Below are 23,402 nucleotides of genomic sequence, written 5' to 3' on the forward strand. Positions count from 1 at the left end.
AGGCTATCCGAGCCCGGCACGGAGGATGACCACCACACTGGCAATGGTGCAGAAGGTGAGCACCGCCTGTCGCATTCGCTCCCTCGATACGAGGAGGCGTAGTGGTCGCCCGAGCCACACACCGAGCGCGAGGAACGGCACCCAGAGCAGGCCCGCGCCCACCTGACCGACGGTCAGCTCACCGGCGACGGCCAGGGCGACCAGCGAGGTCGTCGAGCCCAGGACGAAGAACGCGGCGAGGGTGGAGCGCACCCGCTCCGGGCGCTCGTGCTGCAGCACCATCGCGAGGAACGGTCCTCCGATCGAGGCGGCCGTCCCGGCCACCCCGGTCACCGCACCTGCGGCCAGCGCGTTGGGAACGGTGGCGCGCACCGACAACGGGGTGATCGAGACCCCCACCACGAGGAGGATCATCACCCCCACGACGAGAGCGATCTCCCGCGGACCGCTCCACACGACGAGCGCCGCCCCGACCGGGGTCAGGGCCAGACGCATACCGTATGCGCCGGCCAGGATTCGGCGGTCGACGTCGCGTTGGTGGCGCATCAGTTCCCACAACGGAAGCACGAAGCCACAGACGAGTAGGCTGCCGGGCATCAGAGCCGGATCGGCCAGGACGACGAAGGGAGCCGCGACGACGGCCAGACCGAAGCCGACGGCCGACTGGACCGCGGCGCCGAGCGCCACAGCGAGGCCGAGGGCCAGGACGACGACGACGTCGTGGGATGCCGGGTCGGTGAGCACGGCACCTCAGCGGGTGACGAAGGCGACGATGGCGATCACGGAGATGACGAGGACGACGATCCGCAGCGGGGTGGTGGGGATCCGCCGCCCCACGGCCGCCCCCACGATCCCCCCGGCGACGGATCCGAGCGCGATGAGACCGACCACCTCCCACACGACCCGGTCGGGTGCGATGACGAGGAAGGTCAGTGCCCCGACCACGTTGGCGGCCGTCGCCAGAATGTTCTTGTACCCGTTGATCCGCTGCAGGGGATCGGTCGTGAGCAGGCTCAGCAGTCCGATGAGGATGACCCCCTGGGCGGCTCCGAAGTATCCGCCGTACATCCCCGCCAGCATGACACCCACGAGGAGCGCGACACCCGGCGTCTGCCCGTGACCGTCGGCCGCCGGGCGATGTCGCGCCATGGCTGCCTGCAGCCGCGGCCCGGCGACGACGAGGAAGGCGCCGACCCCGATCAGCACCGGGACGGCGGCTTCGAAGACACCCGGCGGGAGCACGATGACGAGGACGGCACCCACCGCGGCGCCGATCACCGACATCGGGAGCAGCCTGCGCAGCGTCGGGCCGGCGCCGACCAGCTCCCCGCGGTAGCCCCACGAGCCCGCCACTCCCCCGGCGACCAGGCCGAGGGTGTTGGAGACGTTGGCGGTGACCGGCGCATACCCGGCCCAGAGCAGCGTGGGAAAGGTGATCAGGGTTCCCGAGCCGACGACGGCGTTGATCATCCCTGCTCCGAAGCCGGCGAGCAGGATCGCGACGGCCTCGAGCGCACTCACCCGTCACATGCTAGTGACGGGTGAGGGCAGGGCCAGAGTGCCCCGCGGTTGTGGCCGGGGGGGGTTCAGCCGCGCTGCTCCGGCGGCGAGTCCGCCGGAGGCTGCGGGGCCGGAGCCGTAGGAGAATCGAGCGCGGGGGCCTCGGACGGTGAGTGGGTCGGCGGCGGCGGAACCGCGTCCGCAGGCCGCCGTGCGGGCGGCTGCGTCGAGCTGACCGGGGAGGCGTGCTCCGTGGCCTCCTTCGTCGAGCGGGCCGCCTGGCCCCGCGCCTCCTCGAGCGCGACCTTTGCGTCCTGGAGGGCAAACGGCTCGAAGGAACTCGCCTCGGGCTCGCCGAGCGCGGCGAGCTCCTGGTCGGTCATCTCGGCACCATCGGAGCCGTCAGAGCTGTCCTTGCCGAGCATGCCCCCGATACCGCGCAGGGCATCGGTGAGCTCGCTGGGGATGATCCACATCTTGTTGCTGTCTCCCTGCGCGATCTGTGGCAGCACCTGGAGGTACTGGTAGGCGAGCAGCTTCTGGGTAGGCCTGCCGCGGTGGATCGCGTCGAAGACCTGCTTGATGGCGCGGGACTGACCCTCAGCCTCGAGGACCCGGGCCTGCGCCGAGCCCTCGGCACGAAGGATGGAGCTCTGCTTCTCACCTTCGGCGGTCAGGATCTGGGACTGCTTGACGCCCTCGGCGTTGAGGATCGCCGCGCGGCGGTCACGCTCGGCCTTCATCTGCTTCTCCATCGACTCCTGCACCGACCGGGGCGGGTCGATAGCCTTCAGCTCGACCCGGTTGACGCGGATGCCCCACCTGCCGGTGGCCTCGTCGAGCGCGCCCCGCAGGGTGCCGTTGATCTGGTCACGGCTGGTCAGGGTCTGCTCGAGGTCGAGCGAGCCGATGACATTGCGCAGGGTCGTCACGGTGAGCTGCTCGATTCCCTGGATGAAGTTCGCGATCTCGTACACCGCGGCGCGACTGTCGATGACCGTGTAGTAGATGACGGTGTCGATGTTGACGACGAGGTTGTCGCTCGTGATCACCGGCTGGGGCGGGAACGAGACAACCTGCTCGCGGAGGTCGACGTTGGCACGCACCTTGTCGACGAAGGGGATCAGGAAGTGCAGACCGCCTTCAAGGGTGCGCGAGAAGCGGCCGAGCCGCTCGATGATGAGCGAGGTCTGCTGCGGCACGATCCGGACGGTGCGCACGAGCACGACGATCGCGAAGATCAGCAGGATGCCCAGGACAATGAGGGTCTCCATGAGGTGTTCTCTCCCCTTGCGGTGGTGGTCGAGTCTTACGGTTGTGTACGGCCTGCGGTTCTGTCGATGCGGGTGGTCGACGCGGTATGCGGTGGTGGTCAGCGACCGATCTGGTCCAGGGGGGCGACGTGCACCGTGGCCCCCTGGATCTCGATGACACGGACCTGGGTCCCCGGCTGGAGGGCCGCACCCGAGGGACCGCGCGCCGACCACACCTCGCCGGCGAGCTTGACCCGGCCGTCGGTCTCGGTGATGGTCTCGAGCACCCAGGCGTCCCTGCCGATGAGGGCCGACGAGCCGATGCCGTGGTCGGTCTCGGAGTCCATGAAGCGTCGTTTGACGACCGGTCGAACGACGAACAGGAGGGCGAAGGCCGTCACCACGGCAGTGACCACCTGGATAGGTAGGGATGCGCCTAGCCCGGCGGCGGCGGCTCCAGCGAGGGCCCCGCCGGCGAGCATGACGAAGACGAAGTCGACGGTCGCGGCCTCGACCGCCATCAGGACGAGCGCCAGCCCGAGCCAGACGACCCACCAGTTGTCAGCGAGCCATTCCATCGTCATGCCCCTTCCGCGGATGTGGTTCCGGTGCTGCTCTCTGTCGTGTTCGGCGCGAGGTGCTCTGTCGGATGTGTTCGGTGCGAGGTGCTCTCAGTGTCTGTTGCGGTGCCTGTCGTGCGCCCCGGGGCCGGCTGCTCAGGGCCGGCGCGCACCCCGACCGGAGACCGGTCACACCGCCCATGCGGTCCACCGCTCTCCACGGTTCTCAACGCGCAAGGGCAGCCCGAAGGCTTCGCTGAGGTTCTCGTCGGTCAGGGTGAGCTCCAGCGGACCGGCCGCGACGACGCGCCCCTCCCGCAAGAGGAGCGCGTCGGTGAACGACGGGGGGATCTCCTCGACGTGGTGTGTGACGAGCACGAGCGCCGGTGCGGTCAGGTCGGCTGCGAGCTCACCCAGGCGTCCGACGAGATCCTCCCGGCCGCCGAGGTCCAGCCCGGCGGCGGGCTCGTCGAGGAGCATGAGCTCCGGGTCTGTCATGAGGGCTCGCGCGATCTGCACCCGCTTTCGCTCGCCCTCGGAGAGCGTTCCGAACGTGCGGTCCGCGAGGTGGTCGATCCCCATGACCTCGAGCAACTCGGCCGCCCGCGCGTGGTCGAGGTGGTGGTACTGCTCGCGCCAGCGACCGACGACGCCGTAGGACGCGGTCACGACAACGTTGTGGACGATCTCGGAGCCGGGGATGCGCTCCGCCAGCGACGCGGACGCCAGGCCGATGCGAGGCCGGAGCTCGAAGACGTCGACGGCGCCGAGCACCTCACCCAGGACGCCGGCCACGCCACTCGTGGGGTGGATCCGGCCGGCCGCGATCTGCAGGAGGGTCGTCTTACCCGCGCCGTTCGGTCCGAGGATCACCCAGCGCTCCCCCTCCTCGACCTCCCACGTCACGTCGTCGAGCAGTGTCGTCGTGCCACGCACCACGCTCACCCCGGCGAGAGCGAGGACGTCGGTCATGTCGTCAACCCTAGTCGACGCGAACGACGCGGTCGGGTACCTACGATGGTGCGGTGCCGGAGCTTCCCGCGAGCGTCCGCGTGGCCCTGTGGGTGGGCCACGCTTGGTCCTGCCACGCCGACGCCGAGTCCGTCCTGCGGCAGGCGTTGCCCGATGTCGACGTCGTCCTCCACCTCGCGGACCACGTGCGTCTGTGGCGCCAGCTGGGCGAAACGGCGGTCTACGCCGCACTTCCCCGTCCGGGCACTCCGGGGCTCCTGCCCCACTGTTCATCCGAGGCATCGGATGCCGCGATGTCCGCCGGGGAGTGCGTCTTCGTGGCCGGAGTCGGGGGCCTGCTCGTGCCGACGCCTGTCCCGTTCGGCCGGGATGGCGCGGGTCTGGCCGTGCGCTGGGAGGCCTACGACGCCGACCCGGTGCCTCCCCACCGGCTCGAGGGCCTCGATGTCGCCGGAGCGGACCGTCGGTTGCGGCTGGCCGTCCATGACGCGATCGACGGCCTCGGGGACGGCGGGTGGGTCGATGCGTGGCAGCGTCAGTCACCGGGCGCGACCCACCGTGAGTGGGCACTCCCCGGCGACCTGCCGGACCGTGTTCGTGGCCTCGTGGTGCGAGCCGGCTCGGTCCTCGAGGTGACGGAGGCCGGACTCGAGCACGCTGACGGCTCGGCGAGCGCGGCGCTGGCCGAACACCGGCGCCGGACACTCCTCGCGCTGTGGTCCGCCGCGACCGAGGCCCTCCAGATCGCCGCCTGCGCCGGAGCCGGCTACCTGGCGGCCCAGTCCCGCAGGACGCGCTCGTAGACCTCCCTGGTGCGTTCGGCGATCGTGTCCCAGCCGAACTCCTCGACGGCTCGCCGCCGTCCGGCCCGACCGAACTCCAGCGCTCGCTCCCGATCCGAGACGGCCTCGACCAGAGCCGCGCCGAGGTCGGCGACGTAGCGGTCGGGGTCCACCGGGGTGCCGGTTCCGTCCTGAACCTGCTCGATCGGGACGAGCCATCCGGTCTCCCCGTCCGCGACGACCTCCGGGATCCCACCGGTCGCGGTGGCGACGACGGCGACCTCGCAGGCCATCGCCTCGAGGTTGACGATGCCGAGCGGCTCGTACACCGACGGGCACACGAACACCGTCGAGCCCGACAGCAGGGCCACGACCTCGTTTCGCGGCAGCATGTCGGGGATCCACACGACGCCGTCGCGCTCCAGCCGAAGCTCCTCGATGAGGGCCTCGACCTCGGCCTTGATCTCGGGCGTGTCGGGCGCCCCGGCGCATAGGACGAGCTGCACCTCCGGGGGAAGCGCGCGGGCCGCCCGGAGGAAGTAGGGCAGCCCCTTCTGGCGGGTGATCCGGCCGACGAAGATGACGGCCGGACGACCAGGGTCGACGCCGTGGCGGTGCAGGACCTCGGGGTCCTCACGTCGGGACCACAGCTCACTGTCGATCCCGTTGTGCACGACGTGGACTCGTTCGGGGTCGATGCCCGGGTAGGACCGCAGGATGTCCTTGCGCATCCCCTCGCTCACCGCGATCACCCCGGCCGCAGACTCGTAGGCGGTCCGTTCCACCCAGGAGGACACGCGGTAGCCGCCCCCGAGCTGTTCGGCCTTCCACGGCCGCAGCGGCTCGAGGCTGTGGGCGGTCACGACATGTGGCATCCCGCCGAGCAAGGAGGCGAGGTGACCGGCGAAGTTCGCGTACCACGTGTGTGAGTGGACGAGGTCGGCGCCGACACAGTCGTCGGCGATGGCCAGATCTACTCCCATCGTGCGCAGCGCACCGTTGGCGTCGGCCAGCTCCGCGAGGTCGGGGTATGCGGTGGTCCCCTCCTCGTCGCGCTCCTCACCGAAGCAGCGGACCAGGACCTCGAGGTCGTCCAGACCCCGCAATGCGCGGACGAGCTCGGCGGCATGCACCCCCGCTCCTCCGTAGATCGCGGGCGGATACTCCTTCGTCAGCACGTCGATGCGCATGGACGTCAGGCTAACGGCAACCGGACAAGGTGTCGCCGGTCACCGTTCTTGAGTAGGTTGAGTCACATGAGCCGAGCGAGTCAGCCGAAGGTCCTGGCCATCGTCCTAGCGGGAGGGGAGGGGAAGCGGCTGATGCCGCTGACCGCGGACAGGGCCAAGCCGGCCGTGCCGTTCGGCGGCATCTACCGCCTCATCGACTTCGCCCTGTCCAACCTGGCCAACAGCGGCTATCTCAAGGTCATCGTGCTCACCCAGTACAAGTCGCACTCGCTGGACCGGCACGTGACCAAGACCTGGCGGATGTCGACCCTCCTCGGCAACTACGTCGCGCCCATCCCGGCCCAGCAGAGGATCGACAAGAACTGGTACCTCGGGAGTGCCGACGCGGTCTTCCAGAGCCTCAACGTGATCCAGGACGAGCGCCCCGACATCGTCGTGGTGGTCGGGGCTGACCACGTCTATCGGATGGACTTCTCGGACATGGTGCGTCAGCACCGTGAGACGGGCGCCGGGGTCACGGTGGCGGCGATCCGCCAGCCGATCTCCCTCGCCGACCAGTTCGGTGTGATCGAGGTCGATGACTCCAACCCCCTCAAGATCGGCGCCTTCCTCGAGAAGCCGACCGATCCGAAGGGTCTGCCCGACTCCCCGGACGAGGTGCTCGCGTCGATGGGCAACTATGTCTTCGACGCCGACGTGCTCGCCGACGCGGTCACGCGCGACCACCACCGCGAAGGCAGCAAGCACGACATGGGCGGCGACATCGTCCCGGCGTTCGTCGAGGAGGACGGGGCGTACGTCTACGACTTCAAGAACAACGACGTCCCCGGCTCGGCCGAACGGGACCGCGACTACTGGCGCGACGTGGGCACCATCGACTCGTACTACGAAGCCCACATGGACCTCATCTCCATCCACCCGGTGTTCAACCTCTACAACTACGAGTGGCCGATCTACACGAGCTACGGCCCCTTCCCCCCGGCCAAGTTCGTCCACGGCGCGCAGGGCCGGATCGGCGAGGCCCTCAACTCGGCCATCTCCCCCGGGGTCGTCATCTCGGGTGCCCGGGTCCAGGGTTCTGTCGTCTCGCCGAAGGTGCGGGTGCACAGCTACTCGACGATCGACGACTCGGTGATCATGGACTCCGTCGAGATCGGCCGCAACTGTCAGATCCGGCGCGCCATCATCGACAAGAACATCGTGGTCCCGCCGAGCACCCGCATCGGCTACGACCGAGCCGAGGACGAGGCCCGCGGCATGGTGGTCACCGAGAGCGGGCTGACCGTGCTGGGCAAGGACTACACCTTCCCCGCGTGACGGAGGCCCCCGGGCGGTCCGGCATGGTGGGATCCGCTCCGGCCCAGCACTCGGTCCCTGCTCCGACGGCGACCGTGCACTCGTTAGGCTCGGCGGGTGACTGCCGCTCACGACCCACCAGCGACACTGCTCGCGACCTTGAGCGGCGCCGACCGCCCGGGGGTGACGAGTCGCCTGTTCGCGGCGCTCGACGGCCTGGACGTGGCCGTCCTCGACGTCGAACAGGTCGTGGTGCGGGGCCACCTCACGTTGGCGGTGCTCCTCGCGGCCGGTGACCACACCGGCGACGTGGCCGCCCGTGTCGCCGGGATCGCGCACGACCTCGGGATGACCGTGACGACGTCACTCGGAACCGGCGATCCCGGGCGCAACCGCACCGGACGCGCCGCTGTCGTCGCCCTGGGGCAGCCGCTCACGGCGGCTGCGGTCAGTGCGGTCGCCGCGACCGTCGCCGGTTCGGGCGCGAATATCGACCGGATCCGGCGACTGTCCCGGTATCCGGTGACGACGATCGAGTTCGATGTCTCCGGAGCGGACGTCACGGCTCTGCGCCGCGACCTGGCCCGGATCTCGGCGCGTGAGCGGGTCGACGTCGCGGTCTCCCCGTCCGGCCTGGCCCGTCGCGGTCGCCGGCTCGTCGTCCTCGACGTCGACTCCACCCTGATCCAGGACGAGGTGATAGAGCTCCTCGCCGCCCACGCGGGTCGGGCGGCCGAGGTCCACGCGGTGACGGAGGCCGCGATGCGCGGCGAGCTGGACTTCGCCGAGAGCCTGCACCGCCGGGTCGCGGTCCTGCGTGGTCTGCCGGTGTCGGTCCTCGACGCGGTCGCCCGGGAGGTCCGACTCACCCCGGGAGCGCGGACCCTTGTGCGCACCCTGCATCGGCTCGGCTTCACGGTGGCGCTCGTGAGCGGAGGGTTCACGCCGATCGTCCGGGCGATCGCCGCCGACCTGGGCATCCGTCACGTCCGCGCCAACGACCTCGAGGTCTCCGACGGGACGCTGACGGGGCGGGTGGTGGGCGCCGTGGTCGACCGGGCGGGCAAGGCCGCCGCACTCCGTGAGTTCGCCGCGGCCGAAAGACTGCCACTCTCCCGCACCGTCGCCATCGGCGACGGCGCCAACGACCTCGACATGCTCCAGGCGGCCGGGCTGGGGGTTGCGTTCAATGCCAAACCCGTGGTCCGCGATCAGGCGCACACGTCCGTCAACGTCCCCTACCTCGACACCGTGCTGTTCCTCCTCGGGATCTCCCGCGAGGAGGTCGAGGAGGCGGACCGCGCCACCGACCAGGCCGAGGGCCACCCAGCCCATCGAGGAACAGACCAGCCAGAAACAGACCAGCCATGACTCGACGGCAGCAACCGACCCTGCTCGTGATCGGGGGTGCCGAGGACCGCGTCGGCACCGCCGTCCTCCTGCGGCGCTTCGTGCGGCTCGCCGGTGGGCGGCGTGCCCGGATCGCCCTGATCCCGACGGCCTCGTCGATGCAGGACGAGGTGACCGCCGCATACCGAGAGGCCTTCGGTCGGCTCGGCGTGACCCATCTCGACGTCGTCAACCCGGCTTCGCGTGCGAACGCCGAGGACCTCGAGGGCGTGCACACGCTCGACGCGGCCACCGGGATCTTCCTCACCGGCGGTAGCCAGCTGCGGCTCAGCCAGTTCCTTCCGGGCACCGCCCTCGGCGCGGCCATCCATCGTGCCCACGCGTCGGGCACCGTCATCGGCGGGACATCGGCGGGAGCATCGATCATGAGCACCTTCATGATCTCCATGGGTGACGAGGGGACGACGCCCCGGCAGCGCACCAGCCAGCTCAGCGCTGGGCTCGGCCTCATCGACGGCGTGATCATCGACCAGCACTTCGGTCAGCGCAACCGGTACGGCCGCCTGATGTCCGTCGTCGCCAGCTCGCCGCACCTGCTGGGAGTCGGCATCGACGAGAACACCGCGATCGAGGTCAGCGGCGGACGGTTCACCGTCCTCGGCGCCGGCGTGGTCCACGTCCTCGACGCCCGCGCCGCCGTGACGGACTTCCCCGACGCCCGGCGCGGGGCCCCCATGCTGGTGTCCGGAGCGGTCGTGCACTCGCTGCCGGCCGGAGCCACCTTCGACCTCGCGACCGTCTCGCTCGTCGGGTTCGTCGAGAAGCACCCTGACGTCGTCGTCACCGCCGGCTCCCGCGGATGACCGGCGAGGCGGGGGCGGCGATGTGGCGCCGGTGGCGGCGCGGGCTCTAGGTTGAGACGGTGACCGACCGCCCCACCCCGACCCAGCCCGCCCGACCCGACCTGACCATCGTCGAGACGCGGGTGTACCGCGGCGGCAACATCTGGTCCTACGATCCCGCCGTCCATCTCGTCGTGGACCTCGGCTCCCTCGAGGAGTACCCCACCGACACGCTGCCCGGCTTCACCGACCGGCTGCTCGAGCTGCTGCCCGGCCTCGACCGGCACACGTGCTCGAGGGGGGTGCGGGGCGGGTTCGTGCAGCGGCTCCGTGAGGGCACCTGGCTCGGGCACGTTGCCGAGCACATCGCGCTGCAGCTGCAGCAGGAGGCCGGTCACGACCTCAGACGGGGCAAGACCCGACAGGTCAAGGGGCACCCGGGCCGCTACAACGTCATCTACGGCTTCAGTGACGAGCGGGTCGGGATCGCCGCGGGTCGCCTCGCGGTCCGACTCGTCAACGACCTCGTCGAGCCCGGCGGCCTGGACTTCGCCTCTGAGCTCGACGAGTTCCTGCGGATGAGCGAGCGCACCGCTTTCGGACCGTCCACGAGTGCGATCCTCGAAGAGGCGGTCAGTCGCGACATCCCCTTCATCCGGCTCAACACCGGGTCCCTCGTGCAGCTCGGCCAGGGGGTCTACGCCCAGCGCATCCGGGCGACGATGACGTCCCGGACCGGTGCGCTGGCGGTCGACCTGGCCGGGGACAAGGACCTGACCGGCAAGCTCCTCGCGTCCGCGGGTCTGCCCGTGCCCAGGCAGGAGGTCGTCCGCACCGTCGACGGAGCGGCCCAGGCGGCCACCAGGGTCGGGTTCCCCGTCGTGCTCAAGCCGCTCGACGGCAACCACGGCCGGGGGGTGGTGCTCGACCTCGCGAGCGAGGACGAGGTGCGGGCCGCCTTCCCACGGGCTCAGGAGGAGTCCCGGCGTGGCTACGTCATCGTCGAGTCGTTCGTCGTCGGCAAGGACTACCGCTGCCTCATCGTCGGCGGCCGCATGCAGGCCATCGCCGAGCGGGTGCCCGCCCACGTCGTCGGCGACGGTGTGCACACCATCGCCGAGCTCGTCGACATCACCAACGCCGACCCCCGACGCGGCGTCGGCCACGAGAAGGTCCTCACCCGGATCAGGGTGGACGACGCGGCCGTGCGGCTCGTCCGTGAACAGGGCTACGGCATGGACGACGTCGTGCCCGACGGCACCATGGTCAAGCTCGCTCTGACCGGGAACATGTCCACCGGCGGCATCTCGATCGACCGGACCTTCGACGCGCACCCCGACAACGTCGAGATCGCCGAGGAGGCGGCCCGCATGATCGGGCTCGACGTCGCCGGCATCGACTTCATCTGTCCTGACATCACCCTGCCGGTCCGCGAGGTCGGCGGCGCCATCTGCGAGGTCAACGCCGCGCCGGGTTTCCGGATGCACACCCACCCGACCATCGGCGAGCCGCAGTACATCGCCAAGCCCGTTGTCGACCTGTTGTTCCCGCCGGGTTCGCCCAGCCGGGTCCCGATCATCGCGGTGACCGGCACCAACGGCAAGACGACGACGTCGCGGATGATCGCGCACATCTTCAAGGGCACCGGAGTCAAGGTCGGCATGACCTCGACGGACGGGATCGTCATCGACGAGCGCCTCGTCGTCAAGGCCGACGCATCCGGCCCGCGTTCGGCCCGGATGGTGCTGCAGAACCCCAGGGTCGAGATGGCCGTCATGGAGGTCGCCCGGGGCGGCATCCTGCGGGAGGGACTGGGCTACGACCGCAACGACGTGGCTGTCGTGACCAACGTCGCCCCTGACCACCTCGGGATGCGCGGTATCGACACGGTGGAGCAACTGGCGGACGTCAAGGCCGTCGTCGTCGAAGCGGTGCCCCGCGACGGGTTCGCCGTGCTCAACGCCGACGACCCCCTCGTCCGCGGGATGCGCAGGCGTTGCTCCGGCTCCGTCGTGTGGTTCTCCCTCGAGGCGCCCGGGGGCGAGGTACGGGAGATGATCGACGACCACTGCCGCCGTGGCGGCCGTGCCGTGGTCCTCGACCCCACCGACAAGGGCGACATGATCGTCATCCGGCACGGCAAGCGCTCCATGCAGCTCGCGTGGACACACCTGCTGCCGGCGACCTTCGACGGTGCGGCGATGTTCAACGTCGCCAACGCGATGGCCGCCGCGGGCGCCGCCTTCGCGGCCGGCGCCGGACTGCACGAGATCCGGCAGGGACTGCGCACGTTCACGACGTCGTACTACCTCTCCCCCGGTCGGATGAACCAGATCAACGTCAACAACGTCGACGTGATCGTCGACTACTGCCACAACGCCGCCGGCATGAAGGTGCTCGGCGAGTTCGTCGACCGCTACGCCGAGGCCAAGGACGGCCAAAGCGACCTCGGCCGGGTCTCCCGCATCGGGATGATCTCGACCGCCGGCGACCGTCGCGACGAGGATCTCCGTGAGCTGGGAGCGGTGGCCGCGCGGTACTTCGACGTCCTCGTCGTCCGCGAGGACCTCAAGCTGCGCGGCCGCCCCAGGGGCGACGTGGCCGACATCGTCAGTGCGGGTACCCGGGCGGCGATGGAGGCGGGCGGGGTCCGCTGCCGCCAGGTGGAGGTCGTCCTCGAGGAGGTCACGGCCGTTCGCTCGTGCCTGGCCCGCGCCAATGCCGGTGACGTCGTCGTGCTATGCGTGGATCAACACGCCGAGGTCATGGCCGAGCTCGAGACCGCCACCCGCAGCGCCCAGGCCGGTGCTCATACCGGCCGCGACTCGGTGGGCGATCCCGACCTCGACCCCGCAGCGATGCCCGAGCCGACGGAGGAGTCCGGGATCTGAGTCCGGGGTCCGATCCCGGGCCCCGACGGACCTCGCTCGTCTAGTCGGTTCGGGTCCCGGCGAGCGCGGCCGCATAGCCGGCGATCGCCGTCCGGTACCGGGCGACGTCCGGGTCGGCCGACGTCGCAGCGACCGTGCCGAGGAGACCGGCCAGGGCACCTGTCGGGTCCCCTGCGTCATGGTGGACCAGCGCCCGCACCGCCGCGACGCCCAGGCTGTCCGGGTATGCGGCGGCCACCTCGTCCACGACCGTGACCGCCTCCGTGTGGCGGCCGAGAACGCGCAGCGACGAGGCGAGCTGGACCTGACAGCGGTGCCGGTAGGGCTCGCGGAGGCCGCCCGCCAGGGAGAGGTGGTAGAGCGGCACCGCGTCGTCCTCGCGCCCTATGGCATCGAGTGCCGAGGCGTGTTCGAACACCAGACGCGGGTCGTCGGGGAAGCGGGCGGCGAGCGCCGCCGCGCGGTGCACCCGCTCGGCGTCGTCCTCCAGATCCCAGAGAGCCGCGATCTCGTCCTCGGCCTCGTGCTCCCCGCGGGCCCGCAGGACCTTGGCGCGGATCCGGTCCGCGTCGTCCGGCGTGCCGCCGCGGTCGGCGACCCACGCATACATCTCGGAACGCTGGGCGTGGCACATGACGGCGATGACGTCTCCGTCTGCGGCCCGTTCGGCAAGAGCCTCGACCGATTCGACCTCGGTCGGATACGGACCGAGCGGCACCACCCCGACATGGCCCAGTCCTGTGGCCAGGAGCGCGTCGATCTCCTCGGTCGTGCGTCCGCGCAGGTACTTCTCCTTGTGTGCCACCGCGACGAGGTCGGCCCGGCGACCGGCGATCTCGCCGACGCTCTCGATCTGCTCGTCGGTCCGGTCGCCCACCATGCCGGCGGACACCATGACCCGCGCACCGGGCGACCTCAGCCCATCCGCGACGTCGAGGAGTGCCGTCAGCCCGTCCTCGTTGTGCGCGAGATCGACGATGACCGTGGCCGTCCCTCCGTCGTCCGTCGGAACGCTGAAGGTGTTGAGCCGCCCTGGGTTGAGATCGGCATCGGGAGTGAAGCCGCGCATCCCCTCGACGACCGCCTCCTCGGGAAGGCCGATGGCGAGGGCTCCGGTCATGGCGGCGAGGGCGTTGGCGACGTTGTGCCGCGCCAAGCCGGCCATCGTCGCGGGAAGGTCGCTCAGCCGGACGACCCGATGCGGTGCGCGGCCGGGTGAGAGCACGCTGACCCAGCCGTCGATCACCGTCGTCGCCCGGCCACCGTCGGCCAGGGATTCACGCACTGCGGGCGTCTCCGCGTCGAGCGCGAAAACCCAGGCGCGGCCCGGACTCCCGTGCCGCATGGCCCACACGCGGGGGTCCTCGCCGTTGAGCACGGTCCACCCTCGAGGCGAGGTGACCCGCGTGATGATGGCCTTGACCTCCGCCAGCTGGTCGACGGTGTGGATCCCGTGCAGGCCGAGGTGGTCCTCGGCGACGTTCGTGACGATCGAGACGTCGTTGGCCGTGACCCCCATACCCTTGAGGAGGAGGCCACCGCGGGCGGTCTCGAGGATGCCGATCTGCACGCCGGGGGCGTCGAGGACCGCCCGAGCCCCGGCGGGGCCGGAGTAGTCGCCACTCTCGACCAGCTCACCCTGCACGAACACGCCGTCGGTCGAGCTCCACGCCGCGCGGCGTCCCGCCGACATGGCGATGTTGGCCAGCATGCGGGTCGTCGTCGTCTTGCCGTTGGTTCCGGTGACGGACACGACGGGTATGCGCGGCGTACGCAGGAGGGGCGGGTCCCCGATCGGGGTGGCGAGGGCCACCTCGGCGGCCCGAGTGATCCGGTCGGTCGGGTCCTCCCCCCGCAGAACCGCGGAGACGAGGTGCGGCAGAGCCTCCGCGGCGACCCGCGCGGGCCCGCGACGTCGCCACACGAAGGCGACCACCACCTCCTCGACCCCCTCCCCCGGACGACTTCGAACGCCCAGCCGAGTCGTCCCCATGGCCCGGGCGAGGAGTCGCAGCAGTCGCTCGGCCAACCTCGCGGCGAACCGCTGCCTGGACTGACTCCCGGGGGGTCCGGGGCGGCCTCTCACGCCCGTCGACGCCGTTGCCGCGGCCAGCTCCTCGGAGCCGGCCATCAGGACCGCCGAGACGTCGAGCACCACCTTGACCGCCGGTCGGCGGAAGTACAGGTTCGGACCTTCGAGGAGCCTGACCTCGTGGGCGACGACCGCGCCGGTGTCCCCGCTGCTTGCCGGCGCCGCAGCGACCACGGGTGGTGTGGGCACGGGTGCTACTGGCCCATCGCGTGCACGCCACCGTCGACGTGGACGATTTCGGCGGTCGTCGCGGGGAACAGGTCGGAGAGGAGTGCGACGCAGGCCAGTGCCGCCGGCTCGGGGTCGTCGACGTCCCAGCCGAGTGGCGCTCGCTGGTCCCAGGTGTTCTCGAACGCCTCGAAGCCTGGGATCGACTTGGCGGCGGTCGTGCGGATGGGTCCGGCCGCGACGAGGTTGCAGCGGACCCCGTGGCCACGACCCAGGTCCCGGGCAAGGTAGCGGTTCGTCGCCTCGAAGGCGGCCTTGGCGACGCCCATCCAGTCGTACACCGGCCAGGCGAACGAGGCGTCGAACGTCAGGCCGACGAGGCTGCCTCCCCGACTCATCAGGGGAAGGCTCGCCTGCGCGAGGCCCTTGAGCGAGTACGCGGAGGTGTGCAGGGCGGTCGCCACGTCCTCCCACGTTCCACTCATGAACTCGAAGGCGCCAGGCGGGGCGTACCCGATCGAGTGCAGCACACCGTCGAGGTGCGGGACGTGCTCGCCGAGTCGTTCGGCAAGGGTGTCCAGGTGCTCGTCGTTCGTGACGTCGAGCTCGACGACCGGTGGGGTCGAGGGCAGCCGCTTGGCGATGGTCTGGGTGATCCGCATCGTCCGCCCGAACGATGTCAGCACGACCTCGGCGCCCTGCTCCTGGGCGAGTCGAGCGACGTGGAACGCGATGGACGAGTCCATGAGGACTCCGGTGACGAGGAGCTTCTTGCCCTCGAGCAGGTTTGTTGTCGTGGAGGTGCTGCTCATGATGCGTTCCGTCCTTTCCCGGACCTCAGTGACCCATGCCCAGTCCGCCGTCGACCGGCAGCACCGCGCCGGTGATGTATCCCGCGCCGTCGGAGGCCAGGAAGCACACCGCGGCGGCGACGTCCTCGACCGCGCCGAATCGTCCGGCCGGGATGGCCTCCTGGTACGCGTCTCGTCGGTCCGGCGGCAGCTCCGCGGTCATGTCCGTCTCGATGAAGCCGGGGGCGACGACATTAGCCGTGATGCCCCGACCGCCGAGCTCGCGGCTGATCGATCTCGCCAACCCGACCAGCCCGGCCTTGCTCGCGGCGTAGTTGGCCTGGCCCGGGGAGCCGTACAGCCCGACGACGCTGGAGATGAGGATGATGCGGCCCCGCCGCGCGCGGATCATGCCCTTGACAGCACGCCGCGCGACCCGGAAGGCGCCGGCCAGGTTGGTGTCGACGACCGACGAGAACTCGTCGTCGGTCATGCGCATCAGCAGCGTGTCACGCGTGATTCCGGCGTTGGCCACGACGACGTCGATCGTCCTGCCGAGCTGCTCCTCGGCGGCCGCGAAGGCAGCGTCGACGGAGGTCGGGTCGCCGACGTCGCACGTGACCGCCGACAACCCCTCGGGGGCCTCGCCCGAGCGGGACGCGACGACGACCTGGTGGCCCTCGTCTCGCATTCGTCGGGCGATCGCCAGGCCGATCCCCCGGTTTCCGCCCGTGACGAGGGCGGTGTACGTCTGATCCGTCGGGCCGGTGCTCATGGCAGGCAACGCTAGTGGACTACCACTGGGTAACGTGCCCCTCTCGCGCCGGCCGCGACCCGTGGTGCCGATGTGACGGTGCCGGGTCCGAGGCTGCACACGCGTACGCTGACGAGGTGGCCCAACCCCCGCCCACACCGCAGAGTGTGACCACCGCGCGAGCGCCCCTGAAGCAGGAGCAGTCGGCACGGATGCGGGCCTACCTCATCGCCATGGGCGTGCGCACGGTGTGCTTCTTCGGTGCCGTCATCGCCACTGGATGGCTGCGCTGGACGATGGTCGCCCTCGCGGTCTTCCTCCCCTACTTCGCCGTCCTCATCGCGAACGCCGTGCGGCCGCGCGCCCTCAACGTCTCGACCCAGCGGCCCCCGGTCGCGCCGAACCGTCACCTGGGCGGGTGAGCTCTCCGCTCAGCCGCCGATCGCGGACATCGGTCGGTCAGGCTGGGTGAATCCCGCCATCCCGATGCCGTGGCCCGGCGCCTTGACCCACATCTCTCCGTTGATGAGTGCCGCGAGCTCGTCATCGCTCGCTCCGGCCCGCAGCGGCTCGCGCAGGTCCGTCTCGCGACGGGAGAACAGGCAGTTCCGCACCTGCCCGTCGGCCGTCAGCCGGGTGCGGTCGCAGGCACGGCAGAACGGTCGGGTGACGCTCGCGATGATCCCGACCGTCTCCGGCCCGCCGTCGACGAGGAACCGCTCGGCGGGCGCGCTGCCGCGGTCCTCCTCCGGGAGCGGCGTGAGCGTGAACCGACGGGAGAGGAGGGTGTGGATCTCCTCGGCGGTCACCATCGCCTCGGCGTCCCACGAGTGCTGCGCGTCGAGCGGCATCTGCTCGATGAACCGCAGCTCGTAGCCGCGGTCGAGACACCACTGGAGGACGTCGGCGACCGAGTGGTCGTTCACCCCGCGCATCGCCACAGCGTTGACCTTGACCGGCGTCAGACCCGCCTCGGCCGCGGCCGCCAGCCCCTTCTCGACGTCGTGCAGCCGGTCCCTGCGCGTAAGGAGGCGGAACTCGTCACGGTCGACCGTGTCCAGGCTGATGTTGACCCGGTCCAGACCGGCCTGGGCGAGCGGCCCGGCGAGACGGTCCAGGCCCACCCCGTTGCTCGTGAGCGCCAGCCGAGGCCGAGGCCTGAGCTCCGCCATCTGTCCAACCAGGTCGACGATGCTGCGACGGAGCAGGGGCTCTCCGCCGGTGAGCCGGATCTGCGTGACCCCGAGGCCCACGAAGATCCGAACGATCCTGATCAGCTCGTCGTCGGTGAGCATGTCGGGCTTGGGCAGCCACGGCAGGCCCTCCGCGGGCATGCAGTAGGTACAGCGCAGGTTGCACCGGTCGGTGACCGACACCCGCAGGTCGCGGGCCACCCGGCCGTGCTGGTCGGCGAGCGGCAGCGCGTGGGTGGGGGAAGTCATACCCCCCAGCCTACGTGGTGGCACACCGACGTACCCTGACCGTGATGGAGAACGGCGCGTGCTGACCAGGCTCTTCCGACCGAAGTGGCTCGGCGGCCTGCTCCTTGCGACCGTCTTCGCCGCCGCCTGCTTCGCCCTCGGACAGTGGCAGTGGAGCCGTTATGAGGCCAAGACCGAGCGCAACGCCACGTTGGACCGCAACTACCGGGCCGACCCGGTCGCGTTCGACGAGGTCGTCGACGACGGCGGGGTGCGCCCCGGGGCCGACTGGGCGCGGGTCGAGCTGCGCGGCACCTACGAGGACGACCACATCTATGTGCGGAACCGTCCGAACGAGGGTGTCTACGGCTACGAGGTCCTCGGTCTGCTGCGGGAGGACAGCGGCCGGCTCATCGTCGTCGACCGCGGGTGGGTGCGCAACTCACCCGAGAGCGCGGCGGTTCTGCCCGAGGTGCCTGCCCCGCCTCAGGGTGAGGTGACCGTGCTCGGCTGGGTCAGGCCCTACGAACGGAGCCTGGGCCGGGACCTGCCCGCCGGGCAGGTGGCCAGCATCGCCCGGCCCGATCTCGAGGGCGTCGTCGGCGAGGACCTGCCCGGCGCATACGTCCGCATGCAGCTGGAGACCGACGCAGCGGGACAGGAGGTCGACTCGGGGCTACGTCCGCTGGAGCCCCCCGACCGCAGCCTCGGCCCGCACCAGGCCTACGCCATCCAGTGGTGGCTCACGATGGCGCTCGGATACGCCTTCGTCATCCTCGGCGTGCGGCGGGAGTTGCGCGAGGAGCAGGAGCCGCTCGGACCAGGTGAACCGGAGCCGGTCCGGCGACCCGCGAAGGTGAGCCGCTGGGACGAGGACGACTACTGACCGCCAAAGACCATCGACGATGCAGGACCACCACCGGCGACCGAGGTCACTGACGACGGAGCTTCCCGGGACTGGCGCGAGGCCCGCGGTGAGACCGACCGCGAGCGGTCAGTCGACGAACTGGGTCCGGTAGAGGTCGGCGTACAGTCCGCTGCGACCCAGGAGGGCCGCGTGTGTGCCGCGCTCGACGATCCGGCCCTGGTCGATCACCAGGATCAGGTCCGCGGAGCGGACCGTGGACAGGCGGTGGGCGATGACGAGCGCCGTCCGGTCGGCGAGGGCCTCCTCGAGAGCCCGCTGCACGGCAGCCTCCGACTCGCTGTCCAGATGCGCGGTCGCCTCGTCGAGGATGATGAGACCGGGGGCCTTGAGCAAGAGCCGTGCGAGGGCGATCCGCTGCTTCTCGCCGCCGCTGAGCCGGTGTCCGCGGTCTCCGACGACGGTGTCGAGCGCTTCGGGCAGGGACCGGACGAGGTCAACGATGCGAGCCCGCTCCAGGACGGTCCAGATCTCGGCCTCGGTGGCGTCCGGTCGGGCGTAGAGAAGGTTGGACCGGATGGTGTCGTGGAAGAGATGGGCCTCCTGGGTCACCATACCGACGACCGAGCGGAGCGAGTCCTCGGTCGCCCGCGTCAGCGGCACCCCGTTGATGCGGACCTCGCCGGTGGTCGGGTCGTGCAGCCGCGCCACGAGGCTCGTGATCGTCGTCTTGCCCGCCCCCGACGGACCGACGAGGGCCACGGTCTGTCCGGGCTCGACCGTGAACGAGACATCGGTGAGCACCGGTCCCCCACCCCGACGGTCGCCGTGGGCGACCGACTCGAGTGAGGCGAGTGAGACCTCGTCGGCCCCTGGATAACGGAAGGAGACCGAGTCCAGCTCGAGCCGGACCGGACCGCCGGGGATCGCCACGGCCTCGGGGGCCTCGGCCACGAGCGGACGCAGGTCGAGCACCTCGAAGACCCTCTCGAAGGACACGAGGGCGGTCATGATGTCCACGCGGACGTTGGAGATGGCGGTGAGCGGCCCGTAGAGGCGCGCGAGCAGCGCCGTCAGGGCGACGAGGGTGCCGACCTGCAGCTCGCCGTCGACTGCCATGACGCCTCCGAAACCGTAGACCATCGCGGTCGCCAGCGATGCGACCAGCGTCAGTGCGACCAGGAAGAACGAGCGGTTCATCGCGATCCGCACTCCGACGTCGCGAACGCCGGCCGCGCGCACCGCATACGCCTGCTCCTCGCGCTCCGGGCGGCCGAAGAGCTTGACGAGCAGGGCCCCGGCCACGTTGAAGCGTTCGGTCATCGTCGAGCCCATATCGGCGTTCAGGCGCATCTGCTCGTGCGAGAGCCCGGCGAGGCGGCGCCCCATGATGCGGGCGGGCACGAGGAACAGCGGCACGAGGAGAAGGGCCCCGAGCGTCAGCTGCCACGAGAGCGAGAGCATGGCCGCGACGATGAGCACGAGCGAGACCGCGTTGCTGACGACGCTGGACAGGACCGTGGTGAAGGCCTGCTGGGCTCCGATGACGTCGCTGTTGAGCCGGCTCACGAGCGCACCGGTCTGGGCTCGCGTGAAGAAGGCGATCGGCTGGCGCAGGACGTGGCCGAACACCTCGGTCCGGAGCTCATAGATGAGCCCTTCACCGATGCGCGCCGAGAACCACCGCTGCACCATCGTCAGGATCGCCTCGAGGACAGCCAGGCCGGCCACGATGAGAGCGATCCGGACGACCAGGTCGCTGTCACCCGCGATGACGCCGTCGTCGATGAGCCGCTGCAGCAGCAGTGGCGTGGCGACGACCATCACGGCGCTGAGCACGACGAGGACGAGGAAGACGGCGATCCGACGCGACTGCGGCCGGGCGTAGCCCAGGACCCGACGGGTGGTGCCCTCCGCGAGCCGAACGTCACGGACCGAGCCGTCGCGACTGAGGGTCCGCATCGTCTGCCACCCCGAGTGGGTGCTCATCGACGGGTCCGCCTCACGACGACCGCCTCATGCCAGCGCCACGAGGTCGCGGTAGTCCGATCCCCAGAGGTCCTCGACCCCGTCCGGAAGGAGCAATACGCGCTCGGGCTCCAAAGCCTCTACCGCGCCCTCGTCGTGGGTCACGAGGACGACCGCGCCCTCGTACGTGCGCAGGGCACCGAGGATCTCCTCGCGGGAGGCCGGGTCCAGGTTGTTCGTCGGCTCGTCGAGGAGGAGCACGTTCGCGGCGGACACGACGAGCAGCGCGAGCGACAGCCGGGTCTTCTCACCACCGGACAGCACGCCGGCCGGCTTGTCGACGTCGTCTCCGGAGAACAGGAAGGACCCCAGCACCTTGCGTACCTCGGTCTCCCCGAGGTCCGGCGCCGCCGACTTCATGTTCTCCAGCACGGTGCGGTCGGTGTCGAGGTTCTCGTGCTCCTGCGCGTAGTAGCCGAGCCGGAGCCCGTGCCCCGGCTGGACTGCGCCGGTGTCCGGCGTGTCCACGCCTGCCAGGATACGCAGCAGGGTGGTCTTCCCGGCACCGTTGAGGCCGAGGACCACGACCCGCGAGCCTCTGTCGATGGCCAGGTCGACATCGGTGAAGACCTCGAGCGAGCCGTAGGAGCGAGAGAGGCCCTCGCCGCGCAGGGGCGTGCGGCCGCACGGCGCCGGGGTCGGGAAACGCAGTCGGGCCACCTTGTCCTGGACGCGCTCGCCCTCGACGCCGGCGAGCATGCGCTCGGCACGACGCGCCATGTTCTGGGCGGCGACCGCCTTGGTCGCCTTGGCCCGCATCTTGTCGGCCTGCGCCATCAGCGCAGCCGCCTTCTTCTGGGCGTTGGCGAGTTCACGCCGACGACGCCGCTCGTCGGTTTCGCGCTGCGCCAGGTATGCGCTCCACCCGACGTTGTAGATGTCCAGCTCCTCGCGGTTCGCGTCGAGGTGGAACACCCGGTTGACGACGGTGCCGAGCAGGTCGACGTCGTGGGAGATCACGACCAGCCCCCCCCGGTACCCGTTCAGGTAGTCCCGTAGCCACACGACGGAGTCGGCGTCGAGGTGGTTCGTCGGCTCGTCGAGCAGCAGCGTCTCGGCTCCGCTGAAGAGGATCCGCGCCAGCTCGACCCTGCGCCGCTGTCCTCCCGACAGAGTATGCAGTGGCTGGCCGAGGATGCGCGCGTCCAGTGCCAAGGCCGAGGCGATGGCGGCGGCCTCGGACTCGGCCGCATACCCACCCGCCGATTCGAACTCCGCCTCGAGCCGCGCATACCGGCGCATGGCCCGCTCCATGGTCTCCGCGTCCGCGCTCGCCATGCGCTTCTCCGCCGTCTCGCGGTCCGCGACGATCCGGTCCATGCCTCGGGAGCTGAGGATCCGGTCCCGGGCGAGGACGGCGAGGTCACCGGTCCGCGGGTCCTGCGGGAGATAGCCCACGCTGCCGCTCACGGTCACCGTTCCCGACGCCGGCTGTCCGACGCCCGCGAGGACCTTCGTCAGTGTGGTCTTGCCCGCCCCGTTGCGACCGACGAGCCCGATCCGGTCCCCGGGTGCGATGCGGAAGCTCGCGTGCTGCAGGAGCAGACGCGAGCCGGCGCGCAGCTCGATGTCGGTGGCGGTGATCACTGGTTCGGACGATCTGGTGGGACGACCCCGCATCGCGGGGGTGGAGGCCTTGAACGAGCCTGTCGATGGCCTAGTCTAAGTGCGCTGGCACGGTTCCCCTGCCACGGCTGAGTGAGCCGTGCGTGGTCGAAAGGCACGATATGACCTTCAACGAGAACGTCCGGCTGGACACCTCCCAGGTCCGAACCGGGGGCGGTGGCGGGCGGGGGCCGGGGGGTCTGGCCATCGGCGGGGGCATCGGCGGTCTGATCCTCACGCTCATCCTCATGTTCTTCGGCATCAACCCCGACAGTCTGCCGACGGACTCCGGGTCCTCCAGCCCGGCTCAGGTGGACACGGCCGGTGACGCATCGAACAGCCTGGTGGCGAACTGTCAGACGGGCGCCGACGCGAACGAGGACATCTGGTGCCGCATGGTGGGGGCCGTCAACTCGGTGCAGGCGTTCTGGTCGAGCGAGCTGCCCCGGTACGGCCGGGAGTGGCGGATGACGGAGACCGTGCTCTACGACGGGGTGACCCAGTCGGCGTGCGGAACGGCGTCGAACCAGGTCGGCCCGTTCTACTGCCCACTGGACCAGAGCATCTACATCGACGCCAACTTCTTCCGTCTCCTCGAGGACCAGTTCGGAGCGCAGGGCGGCCCGCTGGCGCAGATGTACGTCGTGGCCCACGAGTACGGTCACGCCCTGCAGGACCAGCTGGGCCTGCTCGGTCGGGCCCAGCAGGACCCGCAGGGAGCCGAGTCGGGCGCCGTGCGGATCGAGCTGATGGCCGACTGCCTCGCCGGAGTGTGGGTGGGCCACGCCAGCCAGGTGCCGGACCCGGCCACGGGTGAGCCGTTCCTCCAGCCGATCACGGACGAGCAGATCCGCGACGCGCTCTCCGCTGCAGCCGCGGTGGGCGACGACAACATCCAGGAGCGCACCCAGGGTAGGGTCACTCCCGAGAACTGGACCCACGGCTCGTCCGAGGCGCGTCAGCGATGGTTCCTCCAGGGGTACCAGACCGGTGACCTCAACCAGTGCGACACCTTCGCGGTGCAGTCCGTCAACTGACCCTC

20 protein-coding genes are annotated in these 23,402 nt (G+C 70.5%); 8 read left to right on the plus strand and 12 right to left on the minus strand.

Annotated elements, in window-relative coordinates:
• Positions 1-3: 3 nt before the first annotated feature.
• The 5 genes from GA707_RS07780 to GA707_RS07800 all read right to left on the minus strand — a co-directional run bounded on the left by GA707_RS07780 (position 4) and on the right by GA707_RS07800 (position 4,285).
• Positions 4-744: a sulfite exporter TauE/SafE family protein gene (locus tag GA707_RS07780; RefSeq protein WP_152177875.1), complete on the minus strand. Its 741-nt coding sequence runs from the start codon at positions 742-744 to the stop codon at positions 4-6.
• Between the two features lie 6 nt (positions 745-750).
• A complete protein-coding gene (locus GA707_RS07785; protein WP_152177876.1) occupies positions 751-1,521 on the minus strand; it encodes a sulfite exporter TauE/SafE family protein in 771 nt (256 codons plus the stop codon).
• Positions 1,522-1,586: 65 nt separating this feature from the next.
• Positions 1,587-2,774, minus strand: coding sequence for an SPFH domain-containing protein (locus GA707_RS07790; RefSeq protein ID WP_152177877.1), 1,188 nt, complete (start codon positions 2,772-2,774; stop codon positions 1,587-1,589).
• 98 nt (positions 2,775-2,872) lie between these two features.
• A complete protein-coding gene (locus GA707_RS07795) occupies positions 2,873-3,331 on the minus strand; it encodes an NfeD family protein (RefSeq protein ID WP_152177878.1) in 459 nt (152 codons plus the stop codon).
• A 171-nt stretch (positions 3,332-3,502) separates the two neighbouring features.
• Positions 3,503-4,285, minus strand: a complete 783-nt coding sequence (locus GA707_RS07800; RefSeq protein WP_152177879.1) for an ABC transporter ATP-binding protein — start codon at positions 4,283-4,285, stop codon at positions 3,503-3,505.
• A gap of 53 nt (positions 4,286-4,338) precedes the next feature.
• Here GA707_RS07800 and GA707_RS07805 point away from each other — a divergent pair, with 53 nt between their 5' ends.
• Positions 4,339-5,088, plus strand: a complete 750-nt coding sequence (locus GA707_RS07805) for a hypothetical protein (protein ID WP_152177880.1) — start codon at positions 4,339-4,341, stop codon at positions 5,086-5,088.
• On the opposite strand, the gene glgA is transcribed toward GA707_RS07805, so the two are convergent.
• Positions 5,052-6,257: a glycogen synthase gene (gene glgA, locus GA707_RS07810; protein WP_152177881.1), complete on the minus strand. Its 1,206-nt coding sequence runs from the start codon at positions 6,255-6,257 to the stop codon at positions 5,052-5,054. The genes GA707_RS07805 and glgA overlap by 37 nt on opposite strands.
• Positions 6,258-6,323: 66 nt before the next feature.
• Here glgA and glgC point away from each other — a divergent pair, with 66 nt between their 5' ends.
• From glgC to cphA, 4 genes are all read left to right on the plus strand, one after another.
• A complete protein-coding gene (glgC, locus tag GA707_RS07815) occupies positions 6,324-7,574 on the plus strand; it encodes a glucose-1-phosphate adenylyltransferase (protein WP_152177882.1) in 1,251 nt (416 codons plus the stop codon).
• A gap of 96 nt (positions 7,575-7,670) precedes the next feature.
• Positions 7,671-8,924, plus strand: coding sequence for a phosphoserine phosphatase SerB (gene serB, locus GA707_RS07820; protein WP_152177883.1), 1,254 nt, complete (start codon positions 7,671-7,673; stop codon positions 8,922-8,924).
• Positions 8,921-9,766: a cyanophycinase gene (locus GA707_RS07825; protein WP_152177884.1), complete on the plus strand. Its 846-nt coding sequence runs from the start codon at positions 8,921-8,923 to the stop codon at positions 9,764-9,766. Before serB ends, GA707_RS07825 begins: the two co-directional genes overlap by 4 nt.
• A gap of 59 nt (positions 9,767-9,825) precedes the next feature.
• Positions 9,826-12,636, plus strand: coding sequence for a cyanophycin synthetase (gene cphA / locus GA707_RS07830; RefSeq protein WP_226963622.1), 2,811 nt, complete (start codon positions 9,826-9,828; stop codon positions 12,634-12,636).
• A 40-nt stretch (positions 12,637-12,676) separates the two neighbouring features.
• Here the strand turns inward: cphA and GA707_RS07835 are convergent, their stop codons facing one another.
• From GA707_RS07835 to GA707_RS07845, 3 genes are read right to left on the minus strand one after another with little or no spacing between them, the layout of a single operon-like run.
• Positions 12,677-14,917, minus strand: a complete 2,241-nt coding sequence (locus GA707_RS07835; RefSeq protein WP_226963623.1) for a tetratricopeptide repeat protein — start codon at positions 14,915-14,917, stop codon at positions 12,677-12,679.
• A gap of 5 nt (positions 14,918-14,922) precedes the next feature.
• Positions 14,923-15,708, minus strand: coding sequence for an enoyl-ACP reductase FabI (gene fabI, locus GA707_RS07840; RefSeq protein ID WP_152177885.1), 786 nt, complete (start codon positions 15,706-15,708; stop codon positions 14,923-14,925).
• Positions 15,709-15,733: 25 nt separating this feature from the next.
• On the minus strand, positions 15,734-16,462 hold the full coding sequence (locus tag GA707_RS07845) for a beta-ketoacyl-ACP reductase (RefSeq protein ID WP_152177886.1): 729 nt from the start codon (positions 16,460-16,462) through the stop codon (positions 15,734-15,736).
• A 146-nt stretch (positions 16,463-16,608) separates the two neighbouring features.
• Here GA707_RS07845 and GA707_RS07850 point away from each other — a divergent pair, with 146 nt between their 5' ends.
• Positions 16,609-16,863: a DUF3099 domain-containing protein gene (locus GA707_RS07850; protein WP_226963624.1), complete on the plus strand. Its 255-nt coding sequence runs from the start codon at positions 16,609-16,611 to the stop codon at positions 16,861-16,863.
• A gap of 9 nt (positions 16,864-16,872) precedes the next feature.
• Here GA707_RS07850 and moaA read toward each other — a convergent pair whose 3' ends face one another.
• Entirely contained in the window at positions 16,873-17,883 is a 1,011-nt protein-coding gene (moaA, locus tag GA707_RS07855; protein WP_152177887.1) for a GTP 3',8-cyclase MoaA, read from the minus strand.
• 58 nt (positions 17,884-17,941) lie between these two features.
• Between moaA and GA707_RS07860 the strand changes: the two genes are divergently transcribed.
• Complete coding sequence (locus tag GA707_RS07860; RefSeq protein ID WP_226963625.1) at positions 17,942-18,748, plus strand: SURF1 family protein; 807 nt, start codon at positions 17,942-17,944, stop codon at positions 18,746-18,748.
• A 108-nt stretch (positions 18,749-18,856) separates the two neighbouring features.
• On the opposite strand, the gene GA707_RS07865 is transcribed toward GA707_RS07860, so the two are convergent.
• Together GA707_RS07865 and GA707_RS07870 are read right to left on the minus strand one after the other, a co-directional pair.
• The gene (locus GA707_RS07865) at positions 18,857-20,716 is read right to left on the minus strand and encodes an ABC transporter ATP-binding protein (RefSeq protein WP_152177888.1); all 1,860 of its coding nucleotides are present in this window, start codon (positions 20,714-20,716) and stop codon (positions 18,857-18,859) included.
• 27 nt (positions 20,717-20,743) lie between these two features.
• On the minus strand, positions 20,744-22,342 hold the full coding sequence (locus tag GA707_RS07870) for an ABC-F family ATP-binding cassette domain-containing protein (RefSeq protein WP_152177889.1): 1,599 nt from the start codon (positions 22,340-22,342) through the stop codon (positions 20,744-20,746).
• 140 nt (positions 22,343-22,482) lie between these two features.
• Between GA707_RS07870 and GA707_RS07875 the strand changes: the two genes are divergently transcribed.
• Complete coding sequence (locus GA707_RS07875; protein ID WP_152177890.1) at positions 22,483-23,397, plus strand: neutral zinc metallopeptidase; 915 nt, start codon at positions 22,483-22,485, stop codon at positions 23,395-23,397.
• Positions 23,398-23,402: the final 5 nt, after the last annotated feature.

The organism is Nostocoides sp. F2B08 (assembly GCF_009184895.1).
Taxonomy (GTDB): Bacteria; Actinomycetota; Actinomycetes; order Actinomycetales; family Dermatophilaceae; genus F2B08.

Excerpts from the sequence above, each read along its gene's own strand:
- GA707_RS07790 (WP_152177877.1), bottom strand. The coding sequence starts at position 2,774 with ATGGAGACCCTCATTGTCCTGGGCATCCTGCTGATCTTCGCGATCGTC.
- GA707_RS07795 (WP_152177878.1), bottom strand. The coding sequence starts at position 3,331 with ATGGAATGGCTCGCTGACAACTGGTGGGTCGTCTGGCTCGGGCTGGCG.
- GA707_RS07800 (WP_152177879.1), bottom strand. The coding sequence starts at position 4,285 with ATGACCGACGTCCTCGCTCTCGCCGGGGTGAGCGTGGTGCGTGGCACG.
- glgA (WP_152177881.1), bottom strand. The coding sequence starts at position 6,257 with ATGCGCATCGACGTGCTGACGAAGGAGTATCCGCCCGCGATCTACGGA.
- glgC (WP_152177882.1), top strand. The coding sequence starts at position 6,324 with ATGAGCCGAGCGAGTCAGCCGAAGGTCCTGGCCATCGTCCTAGCGGGA.
- GA707_RS07825 (WP_152177884.1), top strand. The coding sequence starts at position 8,921 with ATGACTCGACGGCAGCAACCGACCCTGCTCGTGATCGGGGGTGCCGAG.
- fabI (WP_152177885.1), bottom strand. The coding sequence starts at position 15,708 with ATGAGCAGCACCTCCACGACAACAAACCTGCTCGAGGGCAAGAAGCTC.
- GA707_RS07845 (WP_152177886.1), bottom strand. The coding sequence starts at position 16,462 with ATGAGCACCGGCCCGACGGATCAGACGTACACCGCCCTCGTCACGGGC.
- moaA (WP_152177887.1), bottom strand. The coding sequence starts at position 17,883 with ATGACTTCCCCCACCCACGCGCTGCCGCTCGCCGACCAGCACGGCCGG.
- GA707_RS07865 (WP_152177888.1), bottom strand. The coding sequence starts at position 20,716 with ATGAGCACCCACTCGGGGTGGCAGACGATGCGGACCCTCAGTCGCGAC.
- GA707_RS07875 (WP_152177890.1), top strand. The coding sequence starts at position 22,483 with ATGACCTTCAACGAGAACGTCCGGCTGGACACCTCCCAGGTCCGAACC.